A 22,823-nucleotide genomic window follows, 5' to 3' on the forward strand; every position below is an offset into this window, starting at 1 on the left:
TCTTACTGTGTCATAAAAAGTAATGCATGATATGCCCACCTGTCCCTGTGAATGGGGTGCGATGGACATATCCAAAGAATTTGATCGCTACATGGTTCATCTGGCCGAAGGGCTTGGCCATGCCGACCGTCAAGCAGGGTTGGCTGGGTATTGCACCGGCCTGATGCTGCCCCTGTCGCGCAAGAGCGTCGAGCCCATGGCCGCCCGCGTCGATCCGCTGCGAGCCAGCGCCCGGCACCAAGCCCTGCATCACTTTGTTGCCAAGGCCCAATGGAGCGACCAGCAACTGCTCAATCGCGTGGCGCAGTGGGTGGTGCCGCATATGGACTTCAGTGCTGGCGGCTGGTGGATCGTCGATGACACAGGCTTTCCCAAGAAAGGAGTGCACTCGGTAGGCGTGACACGCCAATACTGCGGGGTGCTGGGCAAGCAGGACAACTGCCAAGTGGCTGTCAGCGTCTCGCTGGCCTGCGAACAAGGCAGCCTGCCGGTGGCCTGGCAGCTGTACTTGCCCCGCAACTGGGCCGAAGACACCGAGCGCAGACTCAAGGCCGGGATTCCCGAAGACATCGAGTTTGCGACCAAGCCTCACATTGCCCTGCAAAAGCTACGGGGTCTGCTCTCTGAAGGAGCACCCAGGCACTGCGTGTTGGCCGACGCCGGCTACGGGATCGACTACGCGTTTCGTCAGGGGCTGACCGATCTGGGCTTGTCCTACGTGGTCGGGATCACCTCGGCCGTGGTGGTCTGGCCACCCGGAGTGGAGCCCCTGCCGCCGAAGCCCTACAGCGGCATGGGCCGTCCACCGGTGATGCCACGGCGCACCGCTAAGAGACAGCCTGTGAGCGTCAAGGTATTGGCGCAGTCCTTGCCGGACAGCGCATTCCAGAACATCAGTTGGCGCGAAGGCACAAACGGGCGCCTGACGGGTCGCTTTGCGGCGCTGCGGGTACGCTGCGCCGGGGGCAACGTCGGCAAGGCGCGTCTTCTGCCCCAGCAGTGGCTGCTCATCGAGTGGCCCGCAGATCAGGCCGAGCCCGAGAAGTACTACCTGTCCACGCTGCCCGAAACCACGGCACTGAACGACCTGGTATGCGCCGCGCACATGCGCTGGCGCATCGAGCGCGATTACCAGGATCTCAAGCAGGACCTGGGGCTGGGCCACTATGAGGGACGGGGTTGGCGGGGCTTTCACCATCACGCCAGCCTGAGCATCGCCGCTTACGGTTTCCTGATGGAGCAGCGGCTGAAAGCCGGCAGCGATGCAGGAGGTAAAAAAAACTTCGTCAAACGCCAAGTGCCTGCCGTTTCCCCGGATTACATCCCTCGGGCAAGCCCAGCGCGCGCAGCGTCACGTGCCGGACTCGATCAGGACGCTGCGCCTTCAGTTGAGCGTCGCACTCGCAGGCGCCCTGGGACATTGCCCGCATTGCGCCGCCATTAGCGCTCGACTACGTTTGTGACACAGTAAGATTAAAGGCACGTCCGAGCGCCCCAAGGCGCTCGGCTCCCCCGGCCTCCGCTTGCCTTGGCGTGGACAGGATCACCCGCCCAGTCGTCAATCGTCAGTACCGCTCGGGCACGATCATGCTGCCGGGTGTGGGCTGGCGCAGGTAATCCGGGTGGCGCACGCGGTCGGGCAGCACCACCTCGGTATGCGGCACATCGGCATACGGCAGCTGCTCCAGCAAGTGGGCGATGCAGTTGAGGCGCGCTTTCTTCTTGTCCACGGCCTGCACCACCCACCAGGGGGCCTCGGGGATGTGGGTGCGCTCCAGCATCGCCTCCTTGGCCTTGGTGTATTCCTCCCAGCGCACGCGGCTCTCCAGGTCCATGGGGCTCAGTTTCCACTGCTTGAGCGGGTCGTGGATGCGCCCCAGGAAGCGCAGGTGCTGCTCCTCGTCGGAGATCGAGAACCAGTACTTGATGAGCCGGATGCCTGAGCGCACGAGCATCTTCTCGAACTCCGGCACGCTGCGGAAGAACTCCTCGTACTCGTCCTCCGTGCAAAAGCCCATCACTTTCTCGACGCCCGCGCGGTTGTACCAGCTGCGGTCAAAGAGCACGATCTCGCCTGCCGCCGGCAGGTGCGCCACATAGCGCTGGAAGTACCACTGCGTGCGCTCGCGGTCATTGGGCGCAGGTAGCGCCGCTACGCGCACCACGCGCGGGTTCAACCGTTGGGTAATGCGCTTGATCACCCCGCCCTTGCCGGCGGCGTCGCGCCCCTCGAAGATCACCACCACCTTCTGCCTTGAGTGCTGCACCCAGCCTTGCAGCTTGACCAGCTCGCCCTGCAGGCGGAACAGCTCCCGGAAATATTGCTGGCGTGCCAGCCGGTCCACGGGCGCCTGCAGGCCGTGCTCATCGAAGGCGCGGTCCTCGATCTCCAGCTCCAACTCCTCGTCATAGCCGTCGGCCAGATCGTCGGCGATGCGTTCCATGAGTTCGTGGGAATTGATCTCGGATATATGCGGCATGACTGGTACCTTCTCAGCAGGCAGAAGATGGTGACAACTCTTCGTGTCCAGCACATGACATGGTGCGCTTTTGCCATGTTTTTGTCACATGGCACGCTTGGCCTGGATCAGAAACGGCGCAATTCTTTCACGCGCTGTGCGATCGCAGGGGCATCTTCGGCACCCTCAGCATGGGCCAGATAGGTCTCCAGGTTCTCCAGCGCTTGCAGGGATGCGCCGCTCTCCGCATACGCCAGGCCGCGGTCGCGCCACTCGCTCCAGGCATCGGGCAGCAACACGATGAGCCGGTCCTGCACCGCCACCAGGCGACTCCAGTCCTGGCGCGCGCGGTGGATTTCCTTCAGATTGCGCAGCATGCGCGCAAGAATGTCCCGCTCCGTGGCGGCCTGCAGATACAGGCCCAGCGGAGCTTCGTCCTCCAGCGGTCCGTGTCCGCGGCGAAAAGGCTCCAGCCGCTCGCCCAGCGCTTCGCGCGAGAGGGAAAGCCCCGTCATCGGGTCCATCACGACCTGGCCCGTGGGCATGAGCACCTTGACCAGGAAATGCCCGGGAAAGGCCACCCCGTGCGCACGCAGGCCCACGCCCTGCGCCAGCTCCAGCCACAGCACCGCCAGCGAGATGGGAATGCCGCGCCGTGTCTCCAGCACGACGTGCAAATAGCTGTTGCCCGGCGCGTAGTAGTCGTTGAGATTGCCCGCAAAGCCCAGTTCGCCAAAGAAAAACTGGTTGAGCAGATTGAGCCGCAGCAGCGGTTCGGCATCCTGCGCAATGCGCCTCTGCAGCCGCGCCTGCAGGCGGTCCATCTCGTCCAGGAACTGCTGCACATCCAGGCGCGGATATTCGTCCTGCGCGATGCAGGCCGCCGACTCCAGCAACGCGATGGCGCCGCCCTGCGGCACCTGGACCAGCGACGCGAAATACTCCAACGGCGTGGGAACGGAATAGCTCAACGCCATGCGCCCTCTCCCTTCAGCGGCGCAACAGCTGGCGCAGCTTGAGCCCGCAGGCCCACAGCGCGCCAAAGTACAGCGCGGCCGATACGGCGAGCAGCAGCGCCAGCAGTCCCGCACGCTGCAGGCTGTGCGCCCGCAGCGCCAGCCAGTCGAAGTGGTGGGAGGCCCAGAGCAGGAACACGGCCAGCAGCGCACTGGCGGCAATCACCTGCAGCGCAAACCGGCCCCAGCCTTCGCGGGGGCGAAAGCTTCCCCGCCGCAGCAGCCCCGTGAGCAGCCACAGGGCGTTGATGAGCGCACCCAGGCCAATCGACAGCGCCAGCCCCGCGTGCGCCAGCAGGGGCACTAGCGCGGCATTCATGATCTGCGTGGCCACCAGCACCACGATGGCGATGCGCACGGGCGTGCGGATATCCTGGCTGGCGTAGTAACCCGGCGCCAGCACCTTGATGGCCACCAGGCCCAGCAACCCCGCTCCATAGCCTGCCAGCGCCACGGAGATCTGCCGTACGTCGCCGTCGTTCAGCGCACCATGGTGGAACAGCGTGGCCACCAGCGGCGTTGCGAAGGTCAGCAGTCCCACGGCGCAGGGTACGGCCAGCAGCACCACGATGCGCAGCCCCCAGTCCAACATGGCCGAGTAGCGTTCACCATCCCCCGCAGCCTTGGCGGCCGACAACTGCGGCGTGAGCACCACGCCCAGCGCCACACCCAGCAGGGCCGTGGGAAATTCCATGAGGCGGTCGGCATAAAACAGCCATGTCACGCTGCCCGGTGTGAGATAGGACGCGATCTGCGTGTTGATCATCAGCGAGATCTGTGCCACCCCCACGCCCAGCAACGCCGGCGCCATCAGGGTAAGAATGCGGCGCACGCCTGGGTCCTGCCAGGCACTGCGTACCCTGCCCCAGGTCATGCCGATGCGGGGCAGCAGCCCCAGGCGGCGCAATGCGGGCAGTTGCACCGCCAGTTGCAGCACCCCGCCGCCCATCACCCCGCCCACCATGGCGTAGATGGGCTCTATGCCCCGCGCCGCCAGTTGTGGCGCGCCCAGCCAAGCGGCCGCGATCATGCACAGGTTCAGCAGCACGGGTGTGGCGGCCGGCACGCCAAAGCGCTTCCAGGTGTTGAGCACGCCCGCCGAAAGGGCCACCAGCGACATGAATCCAATGTAGGGGAACATCCAGCGCGTCATGAACACGGCGGCGTCGAACCCCTCCGGACTCTGGCGCAACCCGCTGGCCAGCGCCCACACGAGCAGCGGCGCTCCTACCACCCCCAGCACGCAGGTCAGTAGCAGCGCCCAGAACAGCGCCGTGGCCACGGCGTTCACAAGTGCATGGGTGTCCTCATCGCCATGCTGCGCCTTGTGCGCGGCCAGGACGGGCACGAAGGCCTGGCTGAACGCCCCTTCGGCGAACAAGCGGCGAAACAGGTTGGGAATGCGAAAAGCGACGTTGAAAGCGTCTGTCAGAACGTTGGCGCCGAACATCGAGGCCATGAGCAGATCACGCACCAGGCCCGTCACGCGGGAGGCCAGGGTCAACAGCGATACGGTGGAAGCGGCTTTGAACAGGGACACCGGCGCAAGTGTATGCGTTTGGCGTCGCGCCACGCCCGAAATGGCGGCTGCGCTATAATGGCCGGCTTTGCTGACAACATCCTCAGACACAAGGAACACATACCATGGCATCTGGAAAGCCAAAGAAAAAGAACCCCCGCCTGGCATCGGGCCGCAAGCGCGCCCGCCAAGGCCTCAAGCTGAACGCAGCCAACACCTCGCTGCGCTCCAAGTACCGCACCGCCGTCAAGAACGTCGAGAAGGCTGTTCTGGCCGGTGACAAGACCAAGGCAACCGAGTTGTTCGCCAAGGCCCAGTCCGTGCTGGACACCATCGCCGACAAGGGCATCTTCCACAAGAACAAGGCAGCTCGCGACAAGAGCCGCCTGTCCGCCAAGGTGAAAGCCTTGGCTCTGGCAGCCGCCTAAATTCACCGCCTGCCCCGCGCAGGCCAACAGCCCGGGTGGCTCGCCACCCGCCGTTTGTAACGGGTGCGCTGTCAGCAAAGCAGAGAAACCGCCTCCGGGCGGTTTTTTTGTGCCCGGCGCTGCTCGGCACAGCACCCCGGGGGCACACACGCCCACCCAAAAGAAAAGGCCTGTGTTGTCAGGCCTTGGGATCGGGGAGCAGGCAGGCTTCGACGACCTGCAAGTTGTTGTCTCTGGCAAAGTTGAGCACGAAGTCCCACGCCATGGGCTCGTGCGCCTGCAGGTCGCGGTGGACCACCACGCACTTCACTCCGTTCATGCTGGTAGGAATGCACCAGGGGGAGTAGTTCAGGTGGCTGCCAGGCACGGCACCGCCGGGGCGGAACTGGCTCATGACCCCCGCCAGGCGCTCGGCCCAGTCGCTGGGCCGAAAGGTCCTCCCTTCGAGGGTAATGCCTTGGATGAAGACTTCTTTGGAGGAGGGAGCAACCATCGGGTTCGGGTCGTGTAAGGGGCGCCGACCTTGTGCGTCGGCGTGGCACGGATTCTAACTCTTATATAAGAGCTACCCTCCAATGCCCCAGCACCGCCTGCCAGCATTGAACGCAAGCGCAGCGCATGAATGTGATGCGCAATCTTCAATGGTGCGCGCGAGGGCAGCCCCTAGAATCGCATTTCCCTTTTTGGGGCTGTTCCCCGTTTCCCTCTCTTGTCAGGAGATGTCCGCATGACCGCATTTGTCGAGGCTGCCTCGCCCCACGTGATGAACACCTATGGCCGCGTACCCATCGCGCTGGAGCGAGGCCAGGGCGTGCGTGTGTGGGACGTGAACGGCAAGCAGTACCTCGACGGACTGGGCGGCATCGCCGTGAATACGCTGGGCCACAACCATCCCAAGCTGGTGCCGGCGCTGCAGGACCAGATCGCCAAGCTGATCCACACCTCCAACTACTACCATGTGCCGGGACAGGAAAAGCTGGCCCAGCTGCTGACCGAGCGCGCGCACATGACCAACGTGTTCTTCTGCAGCACCGGCCTGGAGGCCAACGAGGCTGCCATCAAGATCGCGCGCAAGTACGGCGTGGACAAGGGCATCGAAAAACCCGTGATCGTGGTCTACGACCATGCCTTCCACGGCCGCTCCATCGCCACCATGACCGCCACTGGCAACCCCAAGGTGCGCAACGGCTTCGGCCCGCTGCTGGAGGGCTTCCTGCGCGTGGCGCCCAATGACATCGAGGCGCTGCAGGAGGCCACCGAAGGCAACCCCAACATCGTCGCCGTGATGATGGAGCCCATCCAGGGCGAAGGTGGCCTGCATCCCATGCGCGCGGACTACCTGCAGCAGGTGCGCGCGCTGTGCGACGCCAACGGCTGGCTGCTGATGCTTGACGAGGTGCAGGCCGGCATGGGCCGCACCGGCAAGTGGTTTGCCCACCAGTGGGCCGGCATCGTCCCGGACGTGATGACCCTGGCCAAGGGCCTGGGCTCGGGCGTGCCCGTGGGTGCGGTGCTGGCGCACGGCGCCGCCGCACAGGTGCTCAAGCCGGGCAACCACGGCTCCACCTTCGGCGGCAACCCGCTCGCTATGCGCGCGGGTGTGGAAACCATCCGCATCATGGAAGAAGACGGCCTGCTGCAGAACGCCGCGGACGTGGGTGCCCACCTGAAGGCCGAGTTGCAACGCGCGCTGGGTAAGACCGCTGGCGTGAACGAAGTGCGCGGCCAGGGCCTGATCATCGGCATGGAGCTGGACCGCCCCTGCGGCGTGCTGATCGATCGCGCAGCCGAGGCCGGCCTGCTGCTGTCGGTGACCGCCGAGCGCGTGATCCGCCTGGTGCCCGCGCTCATCCTCACGCGCGCAGAGGCCGACGAGATCGTCGCCCTGCTCACACCCCTCGTGCAGACCTTCCTGTCTGAATGAAGAAGATCGACCGCGTATGAAGCACTACCTGCAATTCACCGACTTCACCGCCGACGAATACAACTACCTGTTCTCGCGCGCCGCCATCATCAAGGGCAAGTTCAAGAGCTACGAGAAGTACCACCCGCTAGCCGACCGCACCCTGGCCATGATCTTCGAGAAGGCCAGCACCCGCACGCGTGTGAGCTTCGAGGCCGGCATGTACCAGCTGGGCGGCAGCGTGGTGCACCTGACCACGGGCGACAGTCAGTTGGGTCGCGCCGAGCCCATCGAGGACAGCGCGCGCGTGATCAGCCGCATGACCGACCTGGTGATGATCCGCACCTTCGGCCACGACAAGATCGAGCGCTTCGCCGAATACTCGCGCGTGCCCGTCATCAACGGCCTGACCAACGAGTTCCATCCTTGCCAGATCATGGCGGACCTGTTCACCTACATCGAGCACCGCGGCTCGATCGCGGGCAAGGTCGTCGCCTGGGTGGGCGACGGCAACAACATGGCCAACACCTGGCTGCAGGCGGCCGATCTGCTGGGCTTCACCGTGCACGTGAGCACCCCCGGCGGCTACGAGGTGGACGAGAAGCTCGCCTTCGGCGGCAAGCCCCACCGCGCGGGCTGCTACAAGGTCTTTGCCGATCCCATGGATGCCTGCCGCGGCGCCGACCTGGTGACCACCGACGTGTGGACCAGCATGGGCTACGAGGCCGAGAACGAAGCGCGCCGCAAGGCCTTTGCCGACTGGTGCGTGGACGCCGAGATGATGGCCGTGGCCAAGCCCGACGCGCTGTTCATGCACTGCCTGCCCGCGCACCGCGGCGAGGAGGTCATGGCCGACGTGATCGACGGCCCCCAGTCCGTCGTCTGGGACGAGGCGGAAAACAGGATGCACGTGCAGAAGGCACTCATGGAGTACCTGCTGCTCGGCCGCGTCTAAACCCATCCCGCATCCCACCCATGGCCCTGGCGCAACTCCACCCCACGCGCCCGGGCCATCCACCCTGCCCCGCCCGCCAGCGCCCGCTGGCGCCTGAACTGCACGCGGCCGCCCGGCGCATGGCGGCACGCGTGCATGCGCTGCAGGTGCGCATTCATACCTTCTACCTGAAGTTCCTCCAGGGCCACACCTAGCGGCCCGGTTCTGCGCGGCAGGCGCCCCAGCGCATGCCCGCCCTCCCATCGCTCCCCCTGATCGCCCGCGATCCCCGGTGCCGACTGCGCGTCGCACCTGGGATGGGGCCCCTTGCCGATGCACCAGAACCCGAGGAACCTGCATGTCCGTCCCCGTCCACCCCTGCCTGCACTGCGGTGCATGCTGCCAGAACTACCGCGTGGAGTTCTCCGTCTATGAACTGCAGTCCATGGGCGGGCGCGTGCCCGACGCCCTGGCCCATGAGGCCGGAGGCAACCGCTACCGCATGAACGGCACCGAGCGCCACCCCGTGCGCTGCGTGGCACTGGCCGACCTGGGCAACGGCTGCATCGGCTGCGGCATCTACGACCAACGTCCCCAGCCGTGCCGCGACTTTCCGTTCGCCTCCTACGGTTGCCACGACACGCGCGCCAAGCTGGGCCTGCCGCCGTTGGGCGACACGCAGGAGTGGCCGCAGGCCGCTTGAATTGGTTCTTCAAAAAGAAGAGCTGCCGGCGCTTGCCAGGCAATGATTTCAGATAGTTTCGATACTGAAACCTTTGCCTGGAAAGCGCCGGCAGCTATGCTTTTAGGCCCGCGGCGGGGCTATCCCGGCTTCAGGGCTTGCGTGCCGGCGCGCAGCGGTCTCCGGCGCAGGCATTGCAGCCCCCGCAACTGCTGCCGGTCTTGGCCATGGGCGCCAGTGCCGGGTGCACGCGCGCGGCGCGGGCGCGCCAGCGCTGCGGCAGCCAGCGCCACAGCAGCGCCAGGGCGGCCACGGCCACGATCACGGCGGTGAGAATGTCTTGCCACATGGTTCTGCTCCTTGGTGACGGTTTCAACCACCGCCCAGCGCCAGGGCCACGCGGTAGGTGATGAAGCTGGCCGCATAGGCCAGTGCGAAGAGATAGCCCGTCATGACGAGCGGCCAGCGCCAGCCGTTGGTCTCGCGGCGCACGGCGGCGATGGTGGAGACGCACTGCGGCGCGAAGATGAACCACACCAGCAGCGACAGCGCCGTGGCCAGCGACCATTGCGCCGCCAGCATGGGTGCGAGCTGCGCGGCCGTGTCGTCGGCCGAAGCGGCAATCGCGTACACCGTGCCCAGAGCACTCACCGCCACCTCGCGCGCGGCCATGCCGGGCACCAGGGCGATGCTGATCTGCCAGTTGAAGCCGATGGGCGCAAAGATCACCTCCAGCGCGGCGCCGATGCGCCCGGCGAAGCTGTATTCGATGGCCGGCCCCGTGGCGTCGGCCGGCGGCGCGGGGTACGACGACAGGAACCACAGCAGGATGGTGACCAGCAGGATGATGCCGCCCACGCGGCGCAGGAAGATGCCCGCGCGCTCCCACAGCCCCAGCGCCAGGTTGCGCACGCTGGGCCAGCGATAGGCGGGCAGCTCCATCAGCAGCGGCGTGGCGCCGTCGCCGCGCCGCGCCAGCCGCGCAACGGCCGCCACGGCCATGGCGCTCACGATGCCGCCCAGGTACAGCGCGAACAACACCAGCCCCTGCAGGTTGAACAGCCCCGCCACCGTGCGATCGGGGATGAAGGCCGCGATCAGCAGCGCGTACACCGGCAGGCGGGCCGAACAGGTCATCAGCGGCGCGATGAGGATGGTGACGAGCCGGTCGCGCCAGTCCGGAATGGAGCGCGTGGCCATGATGCCCGGCACCGCGCAGGCGAAGCTGGACAGCAGCGGAATGAACGAGCGTCCCGACAAGCCGACGGTGCCCATCACGCGGTCCAGCAGGAAGGCCGCGCGCGGCAGGTAGCCGGATTCCTCTAGCGCCAGGATGAAGAAGAACAGGATCAGGATCTGCGGCAGGAACACCAGCACCCCGCCTGCGCCGGCGATCACGCCGTCGGCCAGCAGGCTGCGCAGCGGCCCCTCGGCCATGTGGGCGTTCAGCCATTCGGCCACGGCGGCCGTGGCGCCTTCGATCCAGCCCATGGGCACCTCTGCCCAACTGAACACGGCCTGGAACATCAGGAACAGCGTCACTGCCAGCAGCAGCATGCCCCACAGCGGGTGCAGCACCACGGCGTCGATGCGGTCGTCGCGCTGCAGGCGCAGCGCGGGCTCGCGCACGGCCAGCCCCATGATGCGGCGCACTTCCTGGTGCAATTGCTGCACGCGCTGCGGGCGGTCTTCCTCCAGCGCATTGACGGGCGGTGGCGCCTGCGTGCCCACGGCGGCGCCGCGGGCGGCCTGCGGGGTGGCCGTGTCCAGCCACTGCAGCAGCTCGCGCGCCCCGTCGGCGCGCACGCCCACGGTGGTCACCACGGGCAGGCCCAGTTCGCGCGCCAGGACTTCGCGGTCGATCTGGATGCCCTGCTGCTGCGCCATATCACTCATGTTCAGCACCAGCACCATGGGCAGGCCCAGGTCGCGCGCCTCCAGCACCAGGCGCAGGTTCAGGCGCAGGTGCGTGGCATCGGTCACGCAGACCAGCAGCTCGGGCATGGCCTCTCCTGGGCGGCGGCCGGTGACCACATCGCGGGTGACGGCCTCGTCCAGGCTCTGCGCGTGCAGGCTATAGGCGCCGGGCAGGTCCAGCACGCGCACGCGCCGGCCGCCGGCGGTGGTGAACAGGCCTTCCTTGCGCTCCACGGTGACGCCCGCGTAGTTGGCCACCTTCTGGCGTGCGCCGGTCAGCACGTTGAACAGCGCCGTCTTGCCGCAGTTGGGGTTGCCCAGCAGCGCGATGTGCAGGGGAGATGCCGCCGTGCTCATGCCGCGGCCTCCAGCGCATCCACGCGCACCTGCACCAGGGCCGCCTCATGGCGGCGCAGGGCAAAAGTGGCCTGGCCCACGCGAACGGCCAGGGGGTCGGCCGCGGGAAAGCCCCGGGCAATCACGCGCACCGGCTCGCCCGGCAGGAAACCAATCTCCATCAGGCGCAGCACCATGGCCTGCGACCGGCCATCCTGCGCCGGCAGCAGCCCGGCAACCGTGGCCGGCACGCCATGCGGCAAGGTGTCCAGCCCCCGCGGCTGCGCGGCGTCATTCCCCGTGTGAAGCATGTTGTATTGCAGTCAATGAATAAAAGTAATTCTCATTCTAATGGAACTGCACGCTGCTGGATTGATGCACATCAGGACCTGTGGCGCGTCACAATGACAACCCCTGCGACGCACGCCATGACCACTCTTCACCCCTGCCTGACCTGTGGCGCCTGCTGCGCCAGCTTTCGCGTGGACTTCTCGGTGCACGAGACGGAGGAGCTGGGCGGCTGCGTTCCCGATGGGCTGGTGGTGCCGGTCACGGACCACACCGCGCGCATGCGCGGCACGGACCATGCGCAGCCGCGCTGCGCGGCCCTCACGGGCCAGGTGGGCGAGCGCGCGGCCTGCGGCATCTACGAGTGGCGCCCTTCCCCCTGCCGCGAATTCGAAGCCGGCAGCGCTGCCTGCAACCGCGCGCGCCAGCGCCACCATCTGCCGGCACTGGACGGGCTGGTGCTCTGAACGCCGCAGGACCCGCTTTCACACGGGCAATCCGCCGATGCGCCCCTTGAACTCCTGCAGCGAAAAATAAGTCTGTACCTGGCGCACGCCCGGCAGGCGGTGCAGGCGCCGCTGCAGCAGTTCGGAATACGCGTCCAGGTCGGTCGTCACGACCACCAGCAGGAAGTCCGCGGGGCCCGAGATGCCGTGGAACAGCACCACTTCGGGAATGGCGCACACCGCCTCCTCGAACGCCACGGACAGCGCCTCCGTCTGGTGGTCGATGCCCACCATCACGAAAGCCATCACACCCAGCCCCACCGCACGCCGGTCCAGCTGCGCGTGGTAGCCGCGCACTACCCCGGCGTCCTCCAGCCGCTTCACGCGCCGCCAGCAGGGCGACTGCGACAGGTGCGCCATTTCGGCCAGTTCGCCGGAGGTCAGGCGGGCGTTGTCCTGCAGCGCGCGCAGCAGCTGGCGGTCGGTACGATCGATCTCGGCTTGCATGATTTAACCCAAAAATGTCTCTGTGAGAATGGATTATCCAAATGAGTCACCCATCAGGGATAAACCATTTACCCACCCCTCCGGCGCGCATAGCATGCGCGGCATGACCGCCACCTCCACGCCATCGCCCGCGCTGTGGGACATCTCTGCCCCCGTGCATGCGGGTAGCCCGGTGTTCCCGGGCGATACACCCTACCAGCAGCAGTGGAGCGCCACACTGGGCCCCGGCTGCCCGGTGAACGTGAGCGCACTCACGCTCTCGCCCCACGTGGGCACGCACGCTGACGCGCCCCTGCACTACGCAGCGGACGGCGCAGCCATCGGCGCCGTGCCGCTGGAAGCCTTCATCGGCCCCTGCCGCGTGGTGCATGCGCTGGACTGCGGGCCGCTCATCGAATGGACCCACATTGCCCATGCAATGACGGGCACTTTGCCGCCGCGGGTGCTGGTGCGCACCTACGCCCGCATGCCCGTGGACCGCTGGGACGCGGGCCTCACGGCCTACGCGCCCGACACCATCGAGCGCCTGGCCGACGCCGGCGTAGTGCTCGTGGGCATCGACACCGCCAGCATCGACCCCGCCGACAGCAAGCCGCTGCCCAGCCACCAGGTGATCCGCCGGCGTGGCCTGCGCGTGCTGGAGAACCTGGTGCTGGACGATGTGCCCGAGGGCGACTACGAACTCATCGCGCTGCCGCTCAAGCTCACCACGGCCGACGCATCGCCCGTGCGCGCCGTGCTGCGTGCGCTGCCGCCGCGCGCATAACCATCAAGCCGTTTTGGCCTCTAACGCTCGTGCAGCAAGCGCTAACAGCTACTTTATTAATAGCAAAAACCACATGACTACCTTGCAAGAGTGCCGCACACGCGATGCGCAGGACCCGCTGCGCAGCCTGCGCGACCATTTCAGCCTGCCCGAGGGCGTGATCTACCTGGACGGCAATTCCCTGGGCGCCCTGCCCCGCGCCACGCCGGCGCGCGTGGCCCAAGTAGTGCAGCAGGAATGGGGACAGGACCTCATCACCTCGTGGAACAAGGCTGGCTGGGTCAGCCTGCCGCAGCGCCTGGGCAACCAGTTCGCCCCCTGGATCGGTGCAGGGCCGGACCAGGTGGTGTTCACCGACACCACCTCGGTCAACCTGTACAAGGTGCTGTCGGCTGCCGCGCGCGTGGCCCGCGCGGACCATCCCGGTCGCACCCAGCTCGTCAGCGAGCGCAGCAACTTCCCCACCGACCTGTACATCGCCCAGTCCGTGTGCCAGGAGTACGGACTGGAGTTGGTGCTGGTGGAGCCCGAGGAAATCGCCACGCGGCTGACGCCCCAGGTCGCCGTCCTGCTGCTCACCCACGTGAACTACCGCACCGGCGCCATGCACGACATGGCCGCCGTGACCGCGCAGGCGCACGCCCACGGCATTCTGTGCGTCTGGGACCTGTGCCACAGCGCGGGCGCCGTGCCCGTGCACCTGCTGGACGCCAATGCCGACTATGCGGTGGGCTGCAGCTACAAGTACCTCAACGGCGGCCCTGGCGCGCCCGCCTTCGTGTGGGTGCACCCGCGCCTGGCGGACCGCCCGGATGCGACATTTGCGCAGCCGCTGTCGGGCTGGTTCGGCCATGCCGCACCCTTCGCCTTCACGCCCGACTATCAGCCCGCACCGGGTATCGCACGCTACCTCTGCGGCACGCAGCCCATCGTGAGCCTGTCGGCCCTGCAGTGCGGGCTGGACATCTTTACCGCCGCCGAGCCTCTGGGCGGCATGGCGGCGCTGCGCGCCAAGTCGCTCGCACTGACCGATCTATTCATCGCGCTGGTCGAGGAGCACTGCGCCGACCACGGCCTGGGACTGGCGACGCCGCGCGATCATGCGGCGCGCGGCTCGCAGGTGTGCCTGACACGTGGCGAGGGCCTGGGCGTTCAGGGCGTCGGCAGCGGGGCCTACGCCATCGTGCAGGCCCTGATCGCGCGCGGCGTGGTCGGCGACTTCCGCAAGGGCGACGGCGGCAAGCACCTGGACATCCTGCGCTTTGGCTTCACGCCGCTGCATGTCGGATTTGAAGACGTGTGGAATGCCGTGCAGCACCTGCGCCAGGTGCTGGAATCCGGCGAATGGCGCAAGCCCGAGTTCAACCACCTCAACGCCGTGACCTGACCATGACCTGCCCCCACCACCCCAGCGCATCCTCCGGCGCCACCGAAGCCATCGTGCGCCAGGAGGGCGCACAGCTCGACTTCAGCCACAACATGAGCTATGGCGACTACCTGCAGCTGGACAGCGTGCTGGGCGCGCAAAAGCCCCTCTCGCCCGCGCACGACGAGATGCTGTTCATCGTGCAGCACCAGACCAGCGAGCTGTGGATGAAGCTCATGCTGCATGAGCTGCACGCGGCCATCGCCCATATCGCGCGTGACGAGTTGCCGCCCGCTTTCAAGATGCTGGCGCGCGTGTCCAAGATCCTCGAGCAGCTGGTGCACGCCTGGGACGTGCTGGCCACCATGACGCCGCCCGAGTACACCGCCATGCGCCCGTACCTGGGCCAGTCCAGCGGTTTCCAGAGCTACCAGTATCGGTGCATCGAGTTCGCCATGGGCAACAAGAACCGCGCCATGCTGCAGCCCCATGCCCACCACCCCGATCGCCTGGCCCAGGTACAGACGGCCTACGAGGCGCCCTCGCTCTACGACGAAGCACTGCGCCTGCTGGCGCGCCGCGGCCTGCCCGTGCCGGCCAGCCATACCGAGCGCGACTGGCGCCAGCCCTACGAGGCCAGCGAAGCCGTGGAACAGGCCTGGCTGACCGTGTACCGCGATCCACAAAGGTATTGGGACCTGTACCAGCTGGGCGAGGAGCTCACCGACCTGGAAGATGCCTTCCGCCTCTGGCGCTTTCGCCACGTGACCACGGTGGAACGCGTGATCGGGTTCAAGCGCGGCACCGGCGGCACCGGCGGCGTGAGCTACCTGCGCAAGATGCTGGACGTGGTGCTGTTCCCCGAGATCTGGCGGCTGCGCACCGCGCTGTGAACTGCCGCCTCCCCGGCGCTCCATGAACAAAGGCCCCGCATGGCGGGGCCTTTGCACGGAGGGTCGTCCCGGCCGGTGCGCATGGCACCGGCGCGCCGTTGCGCGCCGTTACTTGGCGCTGGCGGAGACGGTGGTCGTCCGGTAGTCCGGGTGGCCCGTGATCTCGGACTCCGAGAACGGCATGCGCACCCACTGCTTGGCGCTGTAGGCCTTGGTGTAGTCGCCAAAATGCGGCGACGCCGGGTCGTCGGACAGCGAGAACGTCAGGAAGGTATGGGCCTGCACGCCGCTGGAGGGGAAGCTCACCACCTGCACGTATGAGTTGCCATGCGGCTGCCCGTCCATGCTGTAGCCGCCCGCCGTGATGTCGTTCTCGGAACAGGTGATGGTGAAGTAGCCCACGCCGCCACAGCCGCCGTACAGCGGCAATTTGGCACCGCCCTTGGTGGCAAACAGCACTTCGCCGCGCGGTGCATCCAGCGCGAACCCGCTCTGCCCCACGCGGCTGATGGCCGTGGCCATGGCCTGGCGCAGCGCGGTCACGGCCGCCACGTTGATACCGCGCGGGGTATTCAGCGGGTCGGCCGCGTCAAAGGGCACCGAGTACAGCCCGGTGGTGGGCACGCGGGTCCAGAACTCGTCCCACAGATGGGAGCCCCGGGACTCCTTGTTCCCGCGGTTGTCCCACGCACGCAGCGTGGCGCAGGCCTGCGTGGCGTCCACCGTGGCACCGTTCACCATCCATTGCGAGGGCGTGCAGATCAGCGTCAGGATCTCGTCCTTGAACCGCTCGGCCGAGAACACGCGGCTGTTCAGCACCATGTCGCGCACGATGGCGGCGCTGGCCTTGTTGCCGGTGTAGCCGTCGGTGCCGGCCAGCCGCTCCAGGGCCATGGTGTGGCCCAGGCGCGTGCGCAACGTCAACGCCGCCGTGCCCGCGGGACCGAAGATGGCCGGGTATCCCGTGAGCGGCGCATTCGCGTTGGACAGCCAGTAGCTGTCGTTCATGTTGCCCACATAGTCCTCGCGCAACAGGCTGGGCATGCGCGACGGGCCGATGGCGCCCTTTTGCTTGGAGTCCGCATCGGTCTGCCAGTCGCAGGCGCTGCGCGAGCCGTCGAAGAACGGCACGTTGGGCAGCGCCGCGCCCACGGCCGCGCCGAACGGCGTGGTGCACGCGGCCACCTGCTCGGGCGACACGTTGGGCACCGCGCCGATGTCCGCGTACCAAACCCGCGCGCTGCCACGCCCCACGGCCACCGTGTTGACCCATGGAATCGCGGACTCTTCCTTCTGGATGGCTATGAACTCTTCCAGCGAACGCGCCTGGTTCCAGCGCATCCAGTTGCGGAAGGTGCGGAAGTTCTCGCCGTTGATGTCACGGATGGCGAAGGCCGTGCTCTGGCTCCACGCCAGAGCGGGGTTGAGCCCCGCCAGGTTGACCAACGGCCCGTACTCGGAGGTGTACAGCGTGCGCGTCACATCGCTCAGCGTGCCGTCGGCATTGCGGCTGGCCACGGTGATGCTGCGCGGCGCCATCTTGACCGGCTGGCCGTCACGCAGGTAGGTGGTGGGGTCGCCCGACTGCAACTGCAGCTGGAAGAAGCCGAAGCGCCGCGCCGTGGAGACCGTGTGGCTCCAGGCGACGTTGTCGTTGAAGCCGATCAGCACCAGCGGCACGCCCAGGAATCCGACGCCGCTGACGTTCACCTGATTGGCGATCGTGACCTGGGCCTGGTAGAACCGGTCCGGCCCCTTCCAGTACCAGTGGGGGTTGCCGAACATCACGCCGCTGGACTCGCCCGTGGCCGCCGGCGCAAAGCCATACATGTTGCTGCCGATGCCCGCGTCACCGCCCACCTGCAGGGCGGGAGGTGTGGTCAGGCGCTGGTCCAGGGACGGGGCGGTCTGCGCGTCTTGCGCCGCGCCGGCCTTGGCTGCGGCAGGGGCGACGGCATTGGCGATGGCCTCCACGAAATTGCTGTACCCCCCCGCCAGGTTGGCCGCGTACATGCGGCGCCAGACGTCCTCCTGCGTGATGGGCTGCACCCATGCCTCGCTGCGGCAGGCGGCGTGGGCCGTCCCTTTCTTGGCAACGTCCACGTACTGGTTGTAGCCGGCCACGAAGCCCTCGACCATCTGCCGCAGATTCTCGGGCTGCGCCGCGGCCATCTTCTGCACCACGTCGGCGGAGATCACATGGCGGTGGAAGAAGTCCGAGTCGATGTTGCGCGGGCGTCCGATGGTGCTGTTGTAGACCAGCTGTGCGCTGCCGCCAAAGTAGCGCGAGCGCTCGCCCCGGTAGGTCAGGAAGGCATCCGCCAGCGTGCACAGGTTGTCCTGCGCCTGGACATACCCCATACCGAAGCCACCGCCGGCCCAGTTGGAGGCCTTGATGTGCGGCACGCCCATCGCGGTGCGGCGGATCTCCGCCTGGTACGCCAGCGGCGCATCGTCCGCATCGTCGTTGCCCCCGCAGCCGGCCAGCAGGGCCAGGACCGCCGTCGCCAACAGCGCGCGTGGCGCCGCAGCACGAGTCACTCTCTCTTGCATGCGTTGTCTCCTTTGTTGTGGTGCACCCCTGCCGGTCCCCCGGCCCGGGCCAACGCAGGATAGACGCAACGCAGCGGAATGCCTAGCACCCGGCTGCGCGCGAGCGACACGCCCCGCGGTACCTCAGTCGTTCTCCGTGAACTGCTCGAAGCACTCCTTGAGCCGGTGGTGCCATGCGCGCTTGTCGGCTTCGGCAGCAAAGCTGGCCTCGAAGCTGTTCCAGGCCAACTGGTAGGCATGGCGCGCCGTGAGCGCCGGCACCGCCGCGAAGAGCTGCGTGAAGTTGTCGTTGACGTAACCGCCGAAGTACGCGGGATCGTCGGAGTTCACGGTCACCGCCAGCCCCGCCTCCAGCAACTGCAGCAGGTTGTGATCGGCCAGGCGCGGGAACACGCACAGCTTCAGGTTGGACAAGGGGCACACGGTGAGCGGTATGCGCTCATCGGCCAGTCGGCGCATCAGCGCCGGGTCGTGAACGGCCTGCACGCCGTGGTCGATGCGCTCGGCCTGCAGCACGTCCAGCGCGCTCCAGATATAGGCCGGCGGACCCTCTTCACCCGCATGGGCCACCACGTGCAGGCCCAGGGCGCGGCAGCGCTCGAACACGCGGGCGAACTTCTCGGGCGGGTGGCCTCGCTCGCTACTGTCCAGCCCCACGCCGACGATGCGGTCCAGCAGCGGCAGGGCCTGCTCCAGCGTGGCGAGGGCATCCTCCTCGCTCAGGTGCCGCAGAAAGCACAGGATGAGCGACGCAGACAGGCCGTGGCTGCTGCGCGCGTCCGCGCAGGCACGGTGCAGACCGTTGATCACGGTCTCGATGTGCACGCCCCGCGCGGTGTGCGTCTGCGGGTCGAAGAAGATTTCCGCATGCGCTACGTTATCCATAGCTGCTCGCGCAAGATAGGCGCGGGCCATATCGTAAAAATCCTGCTCATGCAGCAGCACGCTGGCGCCTGCGTAATAGATGTCCAGGAAGCTCTGCAGATCGGTGAAGGCGTAGGCACGGCGCAGTTCTTCCACGCTGGCGTAGGGCAGCGGGACACCGTTGCGTTGTGCCAGCGCGAAGATCATCTCGGGCTCGAGCGAGCCCTCGATGTGGATGTGCAGTTCGGCCTTGGGCATGGCCCTCAGCAGGCCGGGCAGGCGTTCGGCGGGAATGGGCGGGACCTTGAACATCGGCAGGCTCCAAAAAATGAGGCCGCAACCTACGGGACGTCGCGGCGGTAGGCCGATGATGCCTTGTCGGCGCCCATGTGCAACACCTCCCGGCCCGCAACGGCGGGCATGGCCATACCGACAAAAAAGCCACCCCGAAGGGTGGCTCGTTGTACCGGGCGGACGATCTCCGCAAAGAAAGCCGCCTGGTGCGGCAATGGCCGCTTACTTCTTGTCGCCGCCGGGCACCTGGCCCTCCACGCCCTTGACGTAGAAGCTGATGCTGGTGAGGAACTTGTCATCGGCCACTGCGCCCTGGTCGAGGACGGTCTTGCCCGCGTTGTCCACGATGGGGCCCTTCCAGATCACGAAGCTGCCATCCTTCAGGCCGTTCTTGGCCGCATCGACCTTGGCCTTGGCCTCGGCGGGCACGTCCTCGGCGATGGAGACGAGGTCGATCGCGCCTTCCTTCACACCCCACCAGTGCTGGCCGGTGGTCCAGGTGCCTTCCAGCACGTCCTTCGTGGCCTTGATGTAGTACGGAGCCCAGTTGATGATGGCCGACGCCAGGTGGGCCTTGGGGCCGTACGCCGTCATGTCGCTGTCCCAGCCGAAGGCGCGCTTGCCCTTTTCCTGGGCGGTCTTGAGCACGGCGGGCGAGTCGGTGTTCTGGAACAGCACGTCGGCGCCGCCATTGATCAGCGAAGTGGCGGCTTCGGTCTCCTTCGGCGGGCTGAACCACTCGTTGACCCAGACCACCTTGGTCTTGATCTGCGGGTTCACGCTCTGCGCGCCCAGCGTGAAGCTGTTGATGTTGCGGATCACCTCGGGAATCGGCACCGAGCCCACCACGCCCAGCGTATTGGTCTTGGTCATGGCGCCCGCGATGATGCCCGCGAGGTACGCGCCCTCGTAGGTGCGGCTGTCGTAGATGCGCGTGTTGTCGCTGGTCTTGTAGCCGGTGGCGTGCTCGAACTTCACGTCCTTGAACTCGGCGCCCAGCTTCTGGATCACGTCCATGTAGCCGAACGTGGTGCCGAAGATCAGCTTGTTGCCCTGCGTGACCATGTCGCGCAGCACGCGCTCGGCGTCTGGGCCTTCGGGCACGCTTTCCACGTACGACGTCTGGATCTTATCGCCGAACTCGGCCTCCAGCTTCTTGCGCGCCTGGTCATGCGCGTAGGACCAGCCGCCATCGCCCACAGGCCCCACGTAGGCGAAGGCGATCTTCAGCGGGCCAGCCGCAGCCGCTGGTGCCGCAGCCGGCGCGGGGGCCGCCGGAGCCGGCTCCTCCTTCTTGCCGCAGGCCACCAAAGCGGTGGCGGCGACGGCCGTCAGTGCAGCCATCTGGAACAGGGAACGTTTGCGCAGATCAGTCATGGTTTTTCTTTCGTCGGAATGTGAAAGCGGACCCAGGTTTCAAAGCAAAAGGCGCGCCCATCTTGAGGGGCGCGCCCGCGTTTGTCACTTGCCGTCGGTGCCGGGCACCTTGCCCTCCACGCCGGCCACGTAGAAATTGATGCCGGAGAGGAACTTCAGATCGCCCACCGTGCCGGCAGCCAGCACTTCCTTGCCAGCGTTGTCCTTGATGGGGCCGGTCCAGACGGCAAAGCTGCCATCCTGCATGCCTGCCTTGGCCTTGGCCACGCGGTCCTTGATCTCCTGCGGCACGTCGTCAGCAATCTTCAAGAGGTCGATCGCCCCCTCCTTCACACCCCACCAGTGCGCGCCGCCCTGCCACTTGCCGGCCAGCGTGTCCTCGACCACCTTGGTGTAGTAGGGCGTCCAGTCGATCACAGCCGAGCCCAGGTGCGCCTTGGGCGCATAGGCGCTCATGTCGCCGTCCTTGCCGAAGGCGCGCGCGCCGCGCTCCTCCGCCGCCTTGAGCACGGCCGGCGAGTTGGTGTTCTGGTACATCACGTCCACGCCGCCGTTGAGCAGCGATGCGGCGGCCTCGGCCTCCTTGGGCGGGCTGAACCATTCATTGACCCACACCACCTTGGCCTTGATCGACGGGTCCACGCTCTGCGCGCCCAGCACGAAGCTGTTGATGTTGCGCACCACTTCGGGGATCGGCACCGAGGCCACCACCCCCACGGTCTTGGTCTTGCTCATCCCGCCCGCAACGATGCCCGCGAGGTACGCGCCTTCGAAGGTCTTGGTGTCGTAGGTGGCGACGTTGTCGGCCTGCTTGTAACCAGTGGCGTGCTCGAACTTCACGTCCTTCAGGTCGGCCGCAACTTTCTGCACGAACTCCTGGTAGCCGAAGCTCGTGGCAAAGATCAGCTTGTTGCCCTGGCCTGCCATGTCGCGCATCACGCGCTCGGCGTCGGCGCTCTCGGGCACGCTCTCGACGAACGAGGTCTCGATGCGGTCGCCGAACTTCTCCTGGATCGCCTTGCGGCCCAGCTCATGCTGGTAGGTCCAGCCGCCATCGCCGATGGGGCTCACATACATGAAACCGATCTTCAGCTTGTCGGCCGCGGGTGCGGCGGCCGGTGCCGGTGCGGCGGCAGGCGCCTCTTCCTTCTTGCCGCAGGCCGCCAGCGTGGCGAGGGCCACAGCCGACAGGGCCACAGCCTTTAACAGGCCGTTGAAAAAGTGCTTTTCGAACGCATCAGGGACGCTGAGTGCGAAGACACGAGCTGCCCAGACGCGTCTGCGCAGCGATTGCAACGGCCCATCTGGCCGGTTTGCAGGCCCTCCCGCCCATTTCGGGCGCACGTATCCCTGGGCTCACGCATGATGCGCGTCCCACCAGCCGCCGATGCTGCCCATTCGCACAAGGTTGTAGGTGGCAAAGCACAGCAGCGCCTGGCCCGTGAGCTTGGCCTGACCGATCAGCTTGGTCTTTGCCAGACCACCGACGGTCTTGATCCAGCCAAAGGCCTCTTCGATGCGCTTGCGCACCTTCAGGCTGGTCTTGTAGCCCTCGTGCCGTGTCACTCGCGCATCCACCGCCGAGTGTTTGTCCTTGGCCGCCACGTGGGGCGTGACTTTGAGCTTTCTGCAGCCTTTGATGAAGGCCTTGCTGTCGTAGCCCTTGTCGGCACCGACCGTGGCCCGTTTGTTCCTGTTGCCCCGACGCTCCAACATGGCCAGCGCCGCCTCGCGCTCGGCCGTGCCGCTGGCGTGGGTGATCTCGACATCCACGATCAGCCCGTTGCGGTTCTCCATGAGGATGTGCCCCATGTGGCACAGGCGGGATTTGTCGCCCTGGCTCTTCTTGAACAGCCGGGCATCGGCGTCCGTGGTGCTCTCGTGGGTGTCGTTGCAGCGCTCCTGCCCCTTGAAGTCCACCTCGGGGTTGCGCCCAGGCGGCGTGCCGCTGTCGTCGTCTTTGCGCTTGAAGCTCTTGTGCGAGGCCCAGGCGTCAATGAGCGTGCCGTCCACGCTGAAGTGCTCGTCGCTGGCGAGCTTGCCCCACTGGGCACTGAGCTTGACGCGCTCGAAGAAGGCGCGGGCGAGGTCTTCGTTGAACAGACGTTCGCGGTTGGCGCTGAAAGTGGAGTGGTCCCAGACCTTGTCTTCGATGTTCAGGCCCACGAACCAGCGGTACAGCAGGTTGTAGTTGATCGCTTCGACCAACTGGCGCTCGCTGCGGATGGAGAACAGGATCTGCAGCAGCAAGGCCTTGAGCAGCATCTCCGGTGGC

General features: G+C 66.7%; 23 protein-coding genes. 10 read left to right on the plus strand and 13 right to left on the minus strand.

The features are described 5' to 3' along the window. Positions 1-61 precede the first annotated feature (61 nt). The gene (locus BV908_RS19895) at positions 62-1,444 is read left to right on the plus strand and encodes an IS701 family transposase (protein WP_103738416.1); all 1,383 of its coding nucleotides are present in this window, start codon (positions 62-64) and stop codon (positions 1,442-1,444) included. 121 nt (positions 1,445-1,565) lie between these two features. Here BV908_RS19895 and ppk2 read toward each other — a convergent pair whose 3' ends face one another. The 3 genes from ppk2 to murJ form a co-directional block, all read right to left on the minus strand. After that, positions 1,566-2,480: a polyphosphate kinase 2 gene (gene ppk2 / locus BV908_RS19900; protein ID WP_103739030.1), complete on the minus strand. Its 915-nt coding sequence runs from the start codon at positions 2,478-2,480 to the stop codon at positions 1,566-1,568. Positions 2,481-2,587: 107 nt separating this feature from the next. After that, positions 2,588-3,436, minus strand: coding sequence for a transglutaminase-like domain-containing protein (locus tag BV908_RS19905; protein ID WP_103739031.1), 849 nt, complete (start codon positions 3,434-3,436; stop codon positions 2,588-2,590). Positions 3,437-3,449: 13 nt separating this feature from the next. Further along, entirely contained in the window at positions 3,450-5,015 is a 1,566-nt protein-coding gene (gene murJ, locus BV908_RS19910; protein ID WP_015913812.1) for a murein biosynthesis integral membrane protein MurJ, read from the minus strand. Between the two features lie 104 nt (positions 5,016-5,119). On the opposite strand from murJ, the gene rpsT reads away from it, so the two are divergent. After that, positions 5,120-5,422, plus strand: coding sequence for a 30S ribosomal protein S20 (rpsT, locus tag BV908_RS19915; RefSeq protein WP_011806141.1), 303 nt, complete (start codon positions 5,120-5,122; stop codon positions 5,420-5,422). Between the two features lie 178 nt (positions 5,423-5,600). On the opposite strand, the gene BV908_RS19920 is transcribed toward rpsT, so the two are convergent. Continuing rightward, a complete protein-coding gene (locus BV908_RS19920; RefSeq protein ID WP_011806142.1) occupies positions 5,601-5,915 on the minus strand; it encodes a DUF3579 domain-containing protein in 315 nt (104 codons plus the stop codon). 234 nt (positions 5,916-6,149) lie between these two features. Between BV908_RS19920 and BV908_RS19925 the strand changes: the two genes are divergently transcribed. The 4 genes from BV908_RS19925 to BV908_RS19935 all read left to right on the plus strand — a co-directional run bounded on the left by BV908_RS19925 (position 6,150) and on the right by BV908_RS19935 (position 8,962). Continuing rightward, positions 6,150-7,346 carry an aspartate aminotransferase family protein gene (locus BV908_RS19925; protein WP_103739032.1) on the plus strand — a complete coding sequence of 399 codons (1,197 nt, stop codon included), beginning with the start codon at positions 6,150-6,152 and terminating at the stop codon, positions 7,344-7,346. 16 nt (positions 7,347-7,362) lie between these two features. Then, complete coding sequence (gene argF, locus BV908_RS19930) at positions 7,363-8,280, plus strand: ornithine carbamoyltransferase (RefSeq protein WP_011806144.1); 918 nt, start codon at positions 7,363-7,365, stop codon at positions 8,278-8,280. Between the two features lie 20 nt (positions 8,281-8,300). After that, positions 8,301-8,474 carry a hypothetical protein gene (locus BV908_RS22535; RefSeq protein ID WP_172734563.1) on the plus strand — a complete coding sequence of 58 codons (174 nt, stop codon included), beginning with the start codon at positions 8,301-8,303 and terminating at the stop codon, positions 8,472-8,474. A 143-nt stretch (positions 8,475-8,617) separates the two neighbouring features. Continuing rightward, the gene (locus BV908_RS19935) at positions 8,618-8,962 is read left to right on the plus strand and encodes a YkgJ family cysteine cluster protein (protein WP_011806145.1); all 345 of its coding nucleotides are present in this window, start codon (positions 8,618-8,620) and stop codon (positions 8,960-8,962) included. Positions 8,963-9,092: 130 nt separating this feature from the next. Here the strand turns inward: BV908_RS19935 and BV908_RS19940 are convergent, their stop codons facing one another. From BV908_RS19940 to BV908_RS19950, 3 genes are read right to left on the minus strand one after another with little or no spacing between them, the layout of a single operon-like run. Then, positions 9,093-9,290, minus strand: a complete 198-nt coding sequence (locus tag BV908_RS19940; protein WP_011806146.1) for a hypothetical protein — start codon at positions 9,288-9,290, stop codon at positions 9,093-9,095. A 23-nt stretch (positions 9,291-9,313) separates the two neighbouring features. Further along, positions 9,314-11,215 (minus strand): ferrous iron transporter B, encoded by a 1,902-nt coding sequence (locus BV908_RS19945; protein WP_103739033.1) that lies wholly within the window; start codon positions 11,213-11,215, stop codon positions 9,314-9,316. Beyond that, positions 11,212-11,505, minus strand: a complete 294-nt coding sequence (locus tag BV908_RS19950) for a FeoA family protein (protein WP_015913817.1) — start codon at positions 11,503-11,505, stop codon at positions 11,212-11,214. Before BV908_RS19950 ends, BV908_RS19945 begins: the two co-directional genes overlap by 4 nt. A gap of 117 nt (positions 11,506-11,622) precedes the next feature. Between BV908_RS19950 and BV908_RS19955 the strand changes: the two genes are divergently transcribed. Then, entirely contained in the window at positions 11,623-11,949 is a 327-nt protein-coding gene (locus BV908_RS19955; protein WP_015913818.1) for a YkgJ family cysteine cluster protein, read from the plus strand. An 18-nt stretch (positions 11,950-11,967) separates the two neighbouring features. On the opposite strand, the gene BV908_RS19960 is transcribed toward BV908_RS19955, so the two are convergent. Beyond that, positions 11,968-12,435 (minus strand): Lrp/AsnC family transcriptional regulator, encoded by a 468-nt coding sequence (locus tag BV908_RS19960; protein WP_015913819.1) that lies wholly within the window; start codon positions 12,433-12,435, stop codon positions 11,968-11,970. 103 nt (positions 12,436-12,538) lie between these two features. Here BV908_RS19960 and kynB point away from each other — a divergent pair, with 103 nt between their 5' ends. The 3 genes from kynB to kynA all read left to right on the plus strand — a co-directional run bounded on the left by kynB (position 12,539) and on the right by kynA (position 15,460). Then, the gene (kynB, locus tag BV908_RS19965) at positions 12,539-13,201 is read left to right on the plus strand and encodes an arylformamidase (protein ID WP_041839049.1); all 663 of its coding nucleotides are present in this window, start codon (positions 12,539-12,541) and stop codon (positions 13,199-13,201) included. 73 nt (positions 13,202-13,274) lie between these two features. Further along, the gene (gene kynU, locus BV908_RS19970) at positions 13,275-14,588 is read left to right on the plus strand and encodes a kynureninase (RefSeq protein ID WP_103739034.1); all 1,314 of its coding nucleotides are present in this window, start codon (positions 13,275-13,277) and stop codon (positions 14,586-14,588) included. Between the two features lie 2 nt (positions 14,589-14,590). Continuing rightward, positions 14,591-15,460 (plus strand): tryptophan 2,3-dioxygenase, encoded by an 870-nt coding sequence (gene kynA / locus BV908_RS19975; RefSeq protein WP_103739035.1) that lies wholly within the window; start codon positions 14,591-14,593, stop codon positions 15,458-15,460. Positions 15,461-15,568: 108 nt separating this feature from the next. Here kynA and BV908_RS19980 read toward each other — a convergent pair whose 3' ends face one another. The 5 genes from BV908_RS19980 to BV908_RS20000 form a co-directional block, all read right to left on the minus strand. Further along, complete coding sequence (locus BV908_RS19980; protein ID WP_103739036.1) at positions 15,569-18,013, minus strand: penicillin acylase family protein; 2,445 nt, start codon at positions 18,011-18,013, stop codon at positions 15,569-15,571. Between the two features lie 123 nt (positions 18,014-18,136). After that, positions 18,137-19,189 carry an adenosine deaminase gene (locus BV908_RS19985; RefSeq protein WP_015913824.1) on the minus strand — a complete coding sequence of 351 codons (1,053 nt, stop codon included), beginning with the start codon at positions 19,187-19,189 and terminating at the stop codon, positions 18,137-18,139. Positions 19,190-19,393: 204 nt separating this feature from the next. After that, entirely contained in the window at positions 19,394-20,548 is a 1,155-nt protein-coding gene (locus BV908_RS19990) for a BMP family ABC transporter substrate-binding protein (RefSeq protein ID WP_103739037.1), read from the minus strand. Between the two features lie 84 nt (positions 20,549-20,632). Then, the gene (locus tag BV908_RS19995; RefSeq protein WP_103739038.1) at positions 20,633-21,757 is read right to left on the minus strand and encodes a BMP family ABC transporter substrate-binding protein; all 1,125 of its coding nucleotides are present in this window, start codon (positions 21,755-21,757) and stop codon (positions 20,633-20,635) included. Positions 21,758-21,904: 147 nt separating this feature from the next. Beyond that, positions 21,905-22,823, minus strand: a 919-nt coding sequence (locus BV908_RS20000) for an IS5-like element ISDisp1 family transposase (RefSeq protein ID WP_103737516.1), incomplete at its 5' end; no start/stop codon positions are given.

Source organism: Diaphorobacter sp. LR2014-1 (assembly GCF_002916785.1).
In the GTDB taxonomy this organism is placed as follows: Bacteria; Pseudomonadota; Gammaproteobacteria; order Burkholderiales; family Burkholderiaceae_C; genus Diaphorobacter; species Diaphorobacter nitroreducens.

Excerpts from the sequence above, each read along its gene's own strand:
- BV908_RS19895 (WP_103738416.1), top strand. The coding sequence starts at position 62 with ATGGACATATCCAAAGAATTTGATCGCTACATGGTTCATCTGGCCGAA.
- ppk2 (WP_103739030.1), bottom strand. The coding sequence starts at position 2,480 with ATGCCGCATATATCCGAGATCAATTCCCACGAACTCATGGAACGCATC.
- BV908_RS19905 (WP_103739031.1), bottom strand. The coding sequence starts at position 3,436 with ATGGCGTTGAGCTATTCCGTTCCCACGCCGTTGGAGTATTTCGCGTCG.
- rpsT (WP_011806141.1), top strand. The coding sequence starts at position 5,120 with ATGGCATCTGGAAAGCCAAAGAAAAAGAACCCCCGCCTGGCATCGGGC.
- BV908_RS19920 (WP_011806142.1), bottom strand. The coding sequence starts at position 5,915 with ATGGTTGCTCCCTCCTCCAAAGAAGTCTTCATCCAAGGCATTACCCTC.
- BV908_RS19925 (WP_103739032.1), top strand. The coding sequence starts at position 6,150 with ATGACCGCATTTGTCGAGGCTGCCTCGCCCCACGTGATGAACACCTAT.
- argF (WP_011806144.1), top strand. The coding sequence starts at position 7,363 with ATGAAGCACTACCTGCAATTCACCGACTTCACCGCCGACGAATACAAC.
- BV908_RS22535 (WP_172734563.1), top strand. The coding sequence starts at position 8,301 with ATGGCCCTGGCGCAACTCCACCCCACGCGCCCGGGCCATCCACCCTGC.
- BV908_RS19935 (WP_011806145.1), top strand. The coding sequence starts at position 8,618 with ATGTCCGTCCCCGTCCACCCCTGCCTGCACTGCGGTGCATGCTGCCAG.
- BV908_RS19940 (WP_011806146.1), bottom strand. The coding sequence starts at position 9,290 with ATGTGGCAAGACATTCTCACCGCCGTGATCGTGGCCGTGGCCGCCCTG.
- BV908_RS19945 (WP_103739033.1), bottom strand. The coding sequence starts at position 11,215 with ATGAGCACGGCGGCATCTCCCCTGCACATCGCGCTGCTGGGCAACCCC.
- BV908_RS19950 (WP_015913817.1), bottom strand. The coding sequence starts at position 11,505 with ATGCTTCACACGGGGAATGACGCCGCGCAGCCGCGGGGGCTGGACACC.
- BV908_RS19955 (WP_015913818.1), top strand. The coding sequence starts at position 11,623 with ATGACCACTCTTCACCCCTGCCTGACCTGTGGCGCCTGCTGCGCCAGC.
- BV908_RS19960 (WP_015913819.1), bottom strand. The coding sequence starts at position 12,435 with ATGCAAGCCGAGATCGATCGTACCGACCGCCAGCTGCTGCGCGCGCTG.
- kynB (WP_041839049.1), top strand. The coding sequence starts at position 12,539 with ATGACCGCCACCTCCACGCCATCGCCCGCGCTGTGGGACATCTCTGCC.
- kynU (WP_103739034.1), top strand. The coding sequence starts at position 13,275 with ATGACTACCTTGCAAGAGTGCCGCACACGCGATGCGCAGGACCCGCTG.
- kynA (WP_103739035.1), top strand. The coding sequence starts at position 14,591 with ATGACCTGCCCCCACCACCCCAGCGCATCCTCCGGCGCCACCGAAGCC.
- BV908_RS19980 (WP_103739036.1), bottom strand. The coding sequence starts at position 18,013 with ATGCAAGAGAGAGTGACTCGTGCTGCGGCGCCACGCGCGCTGTTGGCG.
- BV908_RS19985 (WP_015913824.1), bottom strand. The coding sequence starts at position 19,189 with ATGTTCAAGGTCCCGCCCATTCCCGCCGAACGCCTGCCCGGCCTGCTG.
- BV908_RS19990 (WP_103739037.1), bottom strand. The coding sequence starts at position 20,548 with ATGACTGATCTGCGCAAACGTTCCCTGTTCCAGATGGCTGCACTGACG.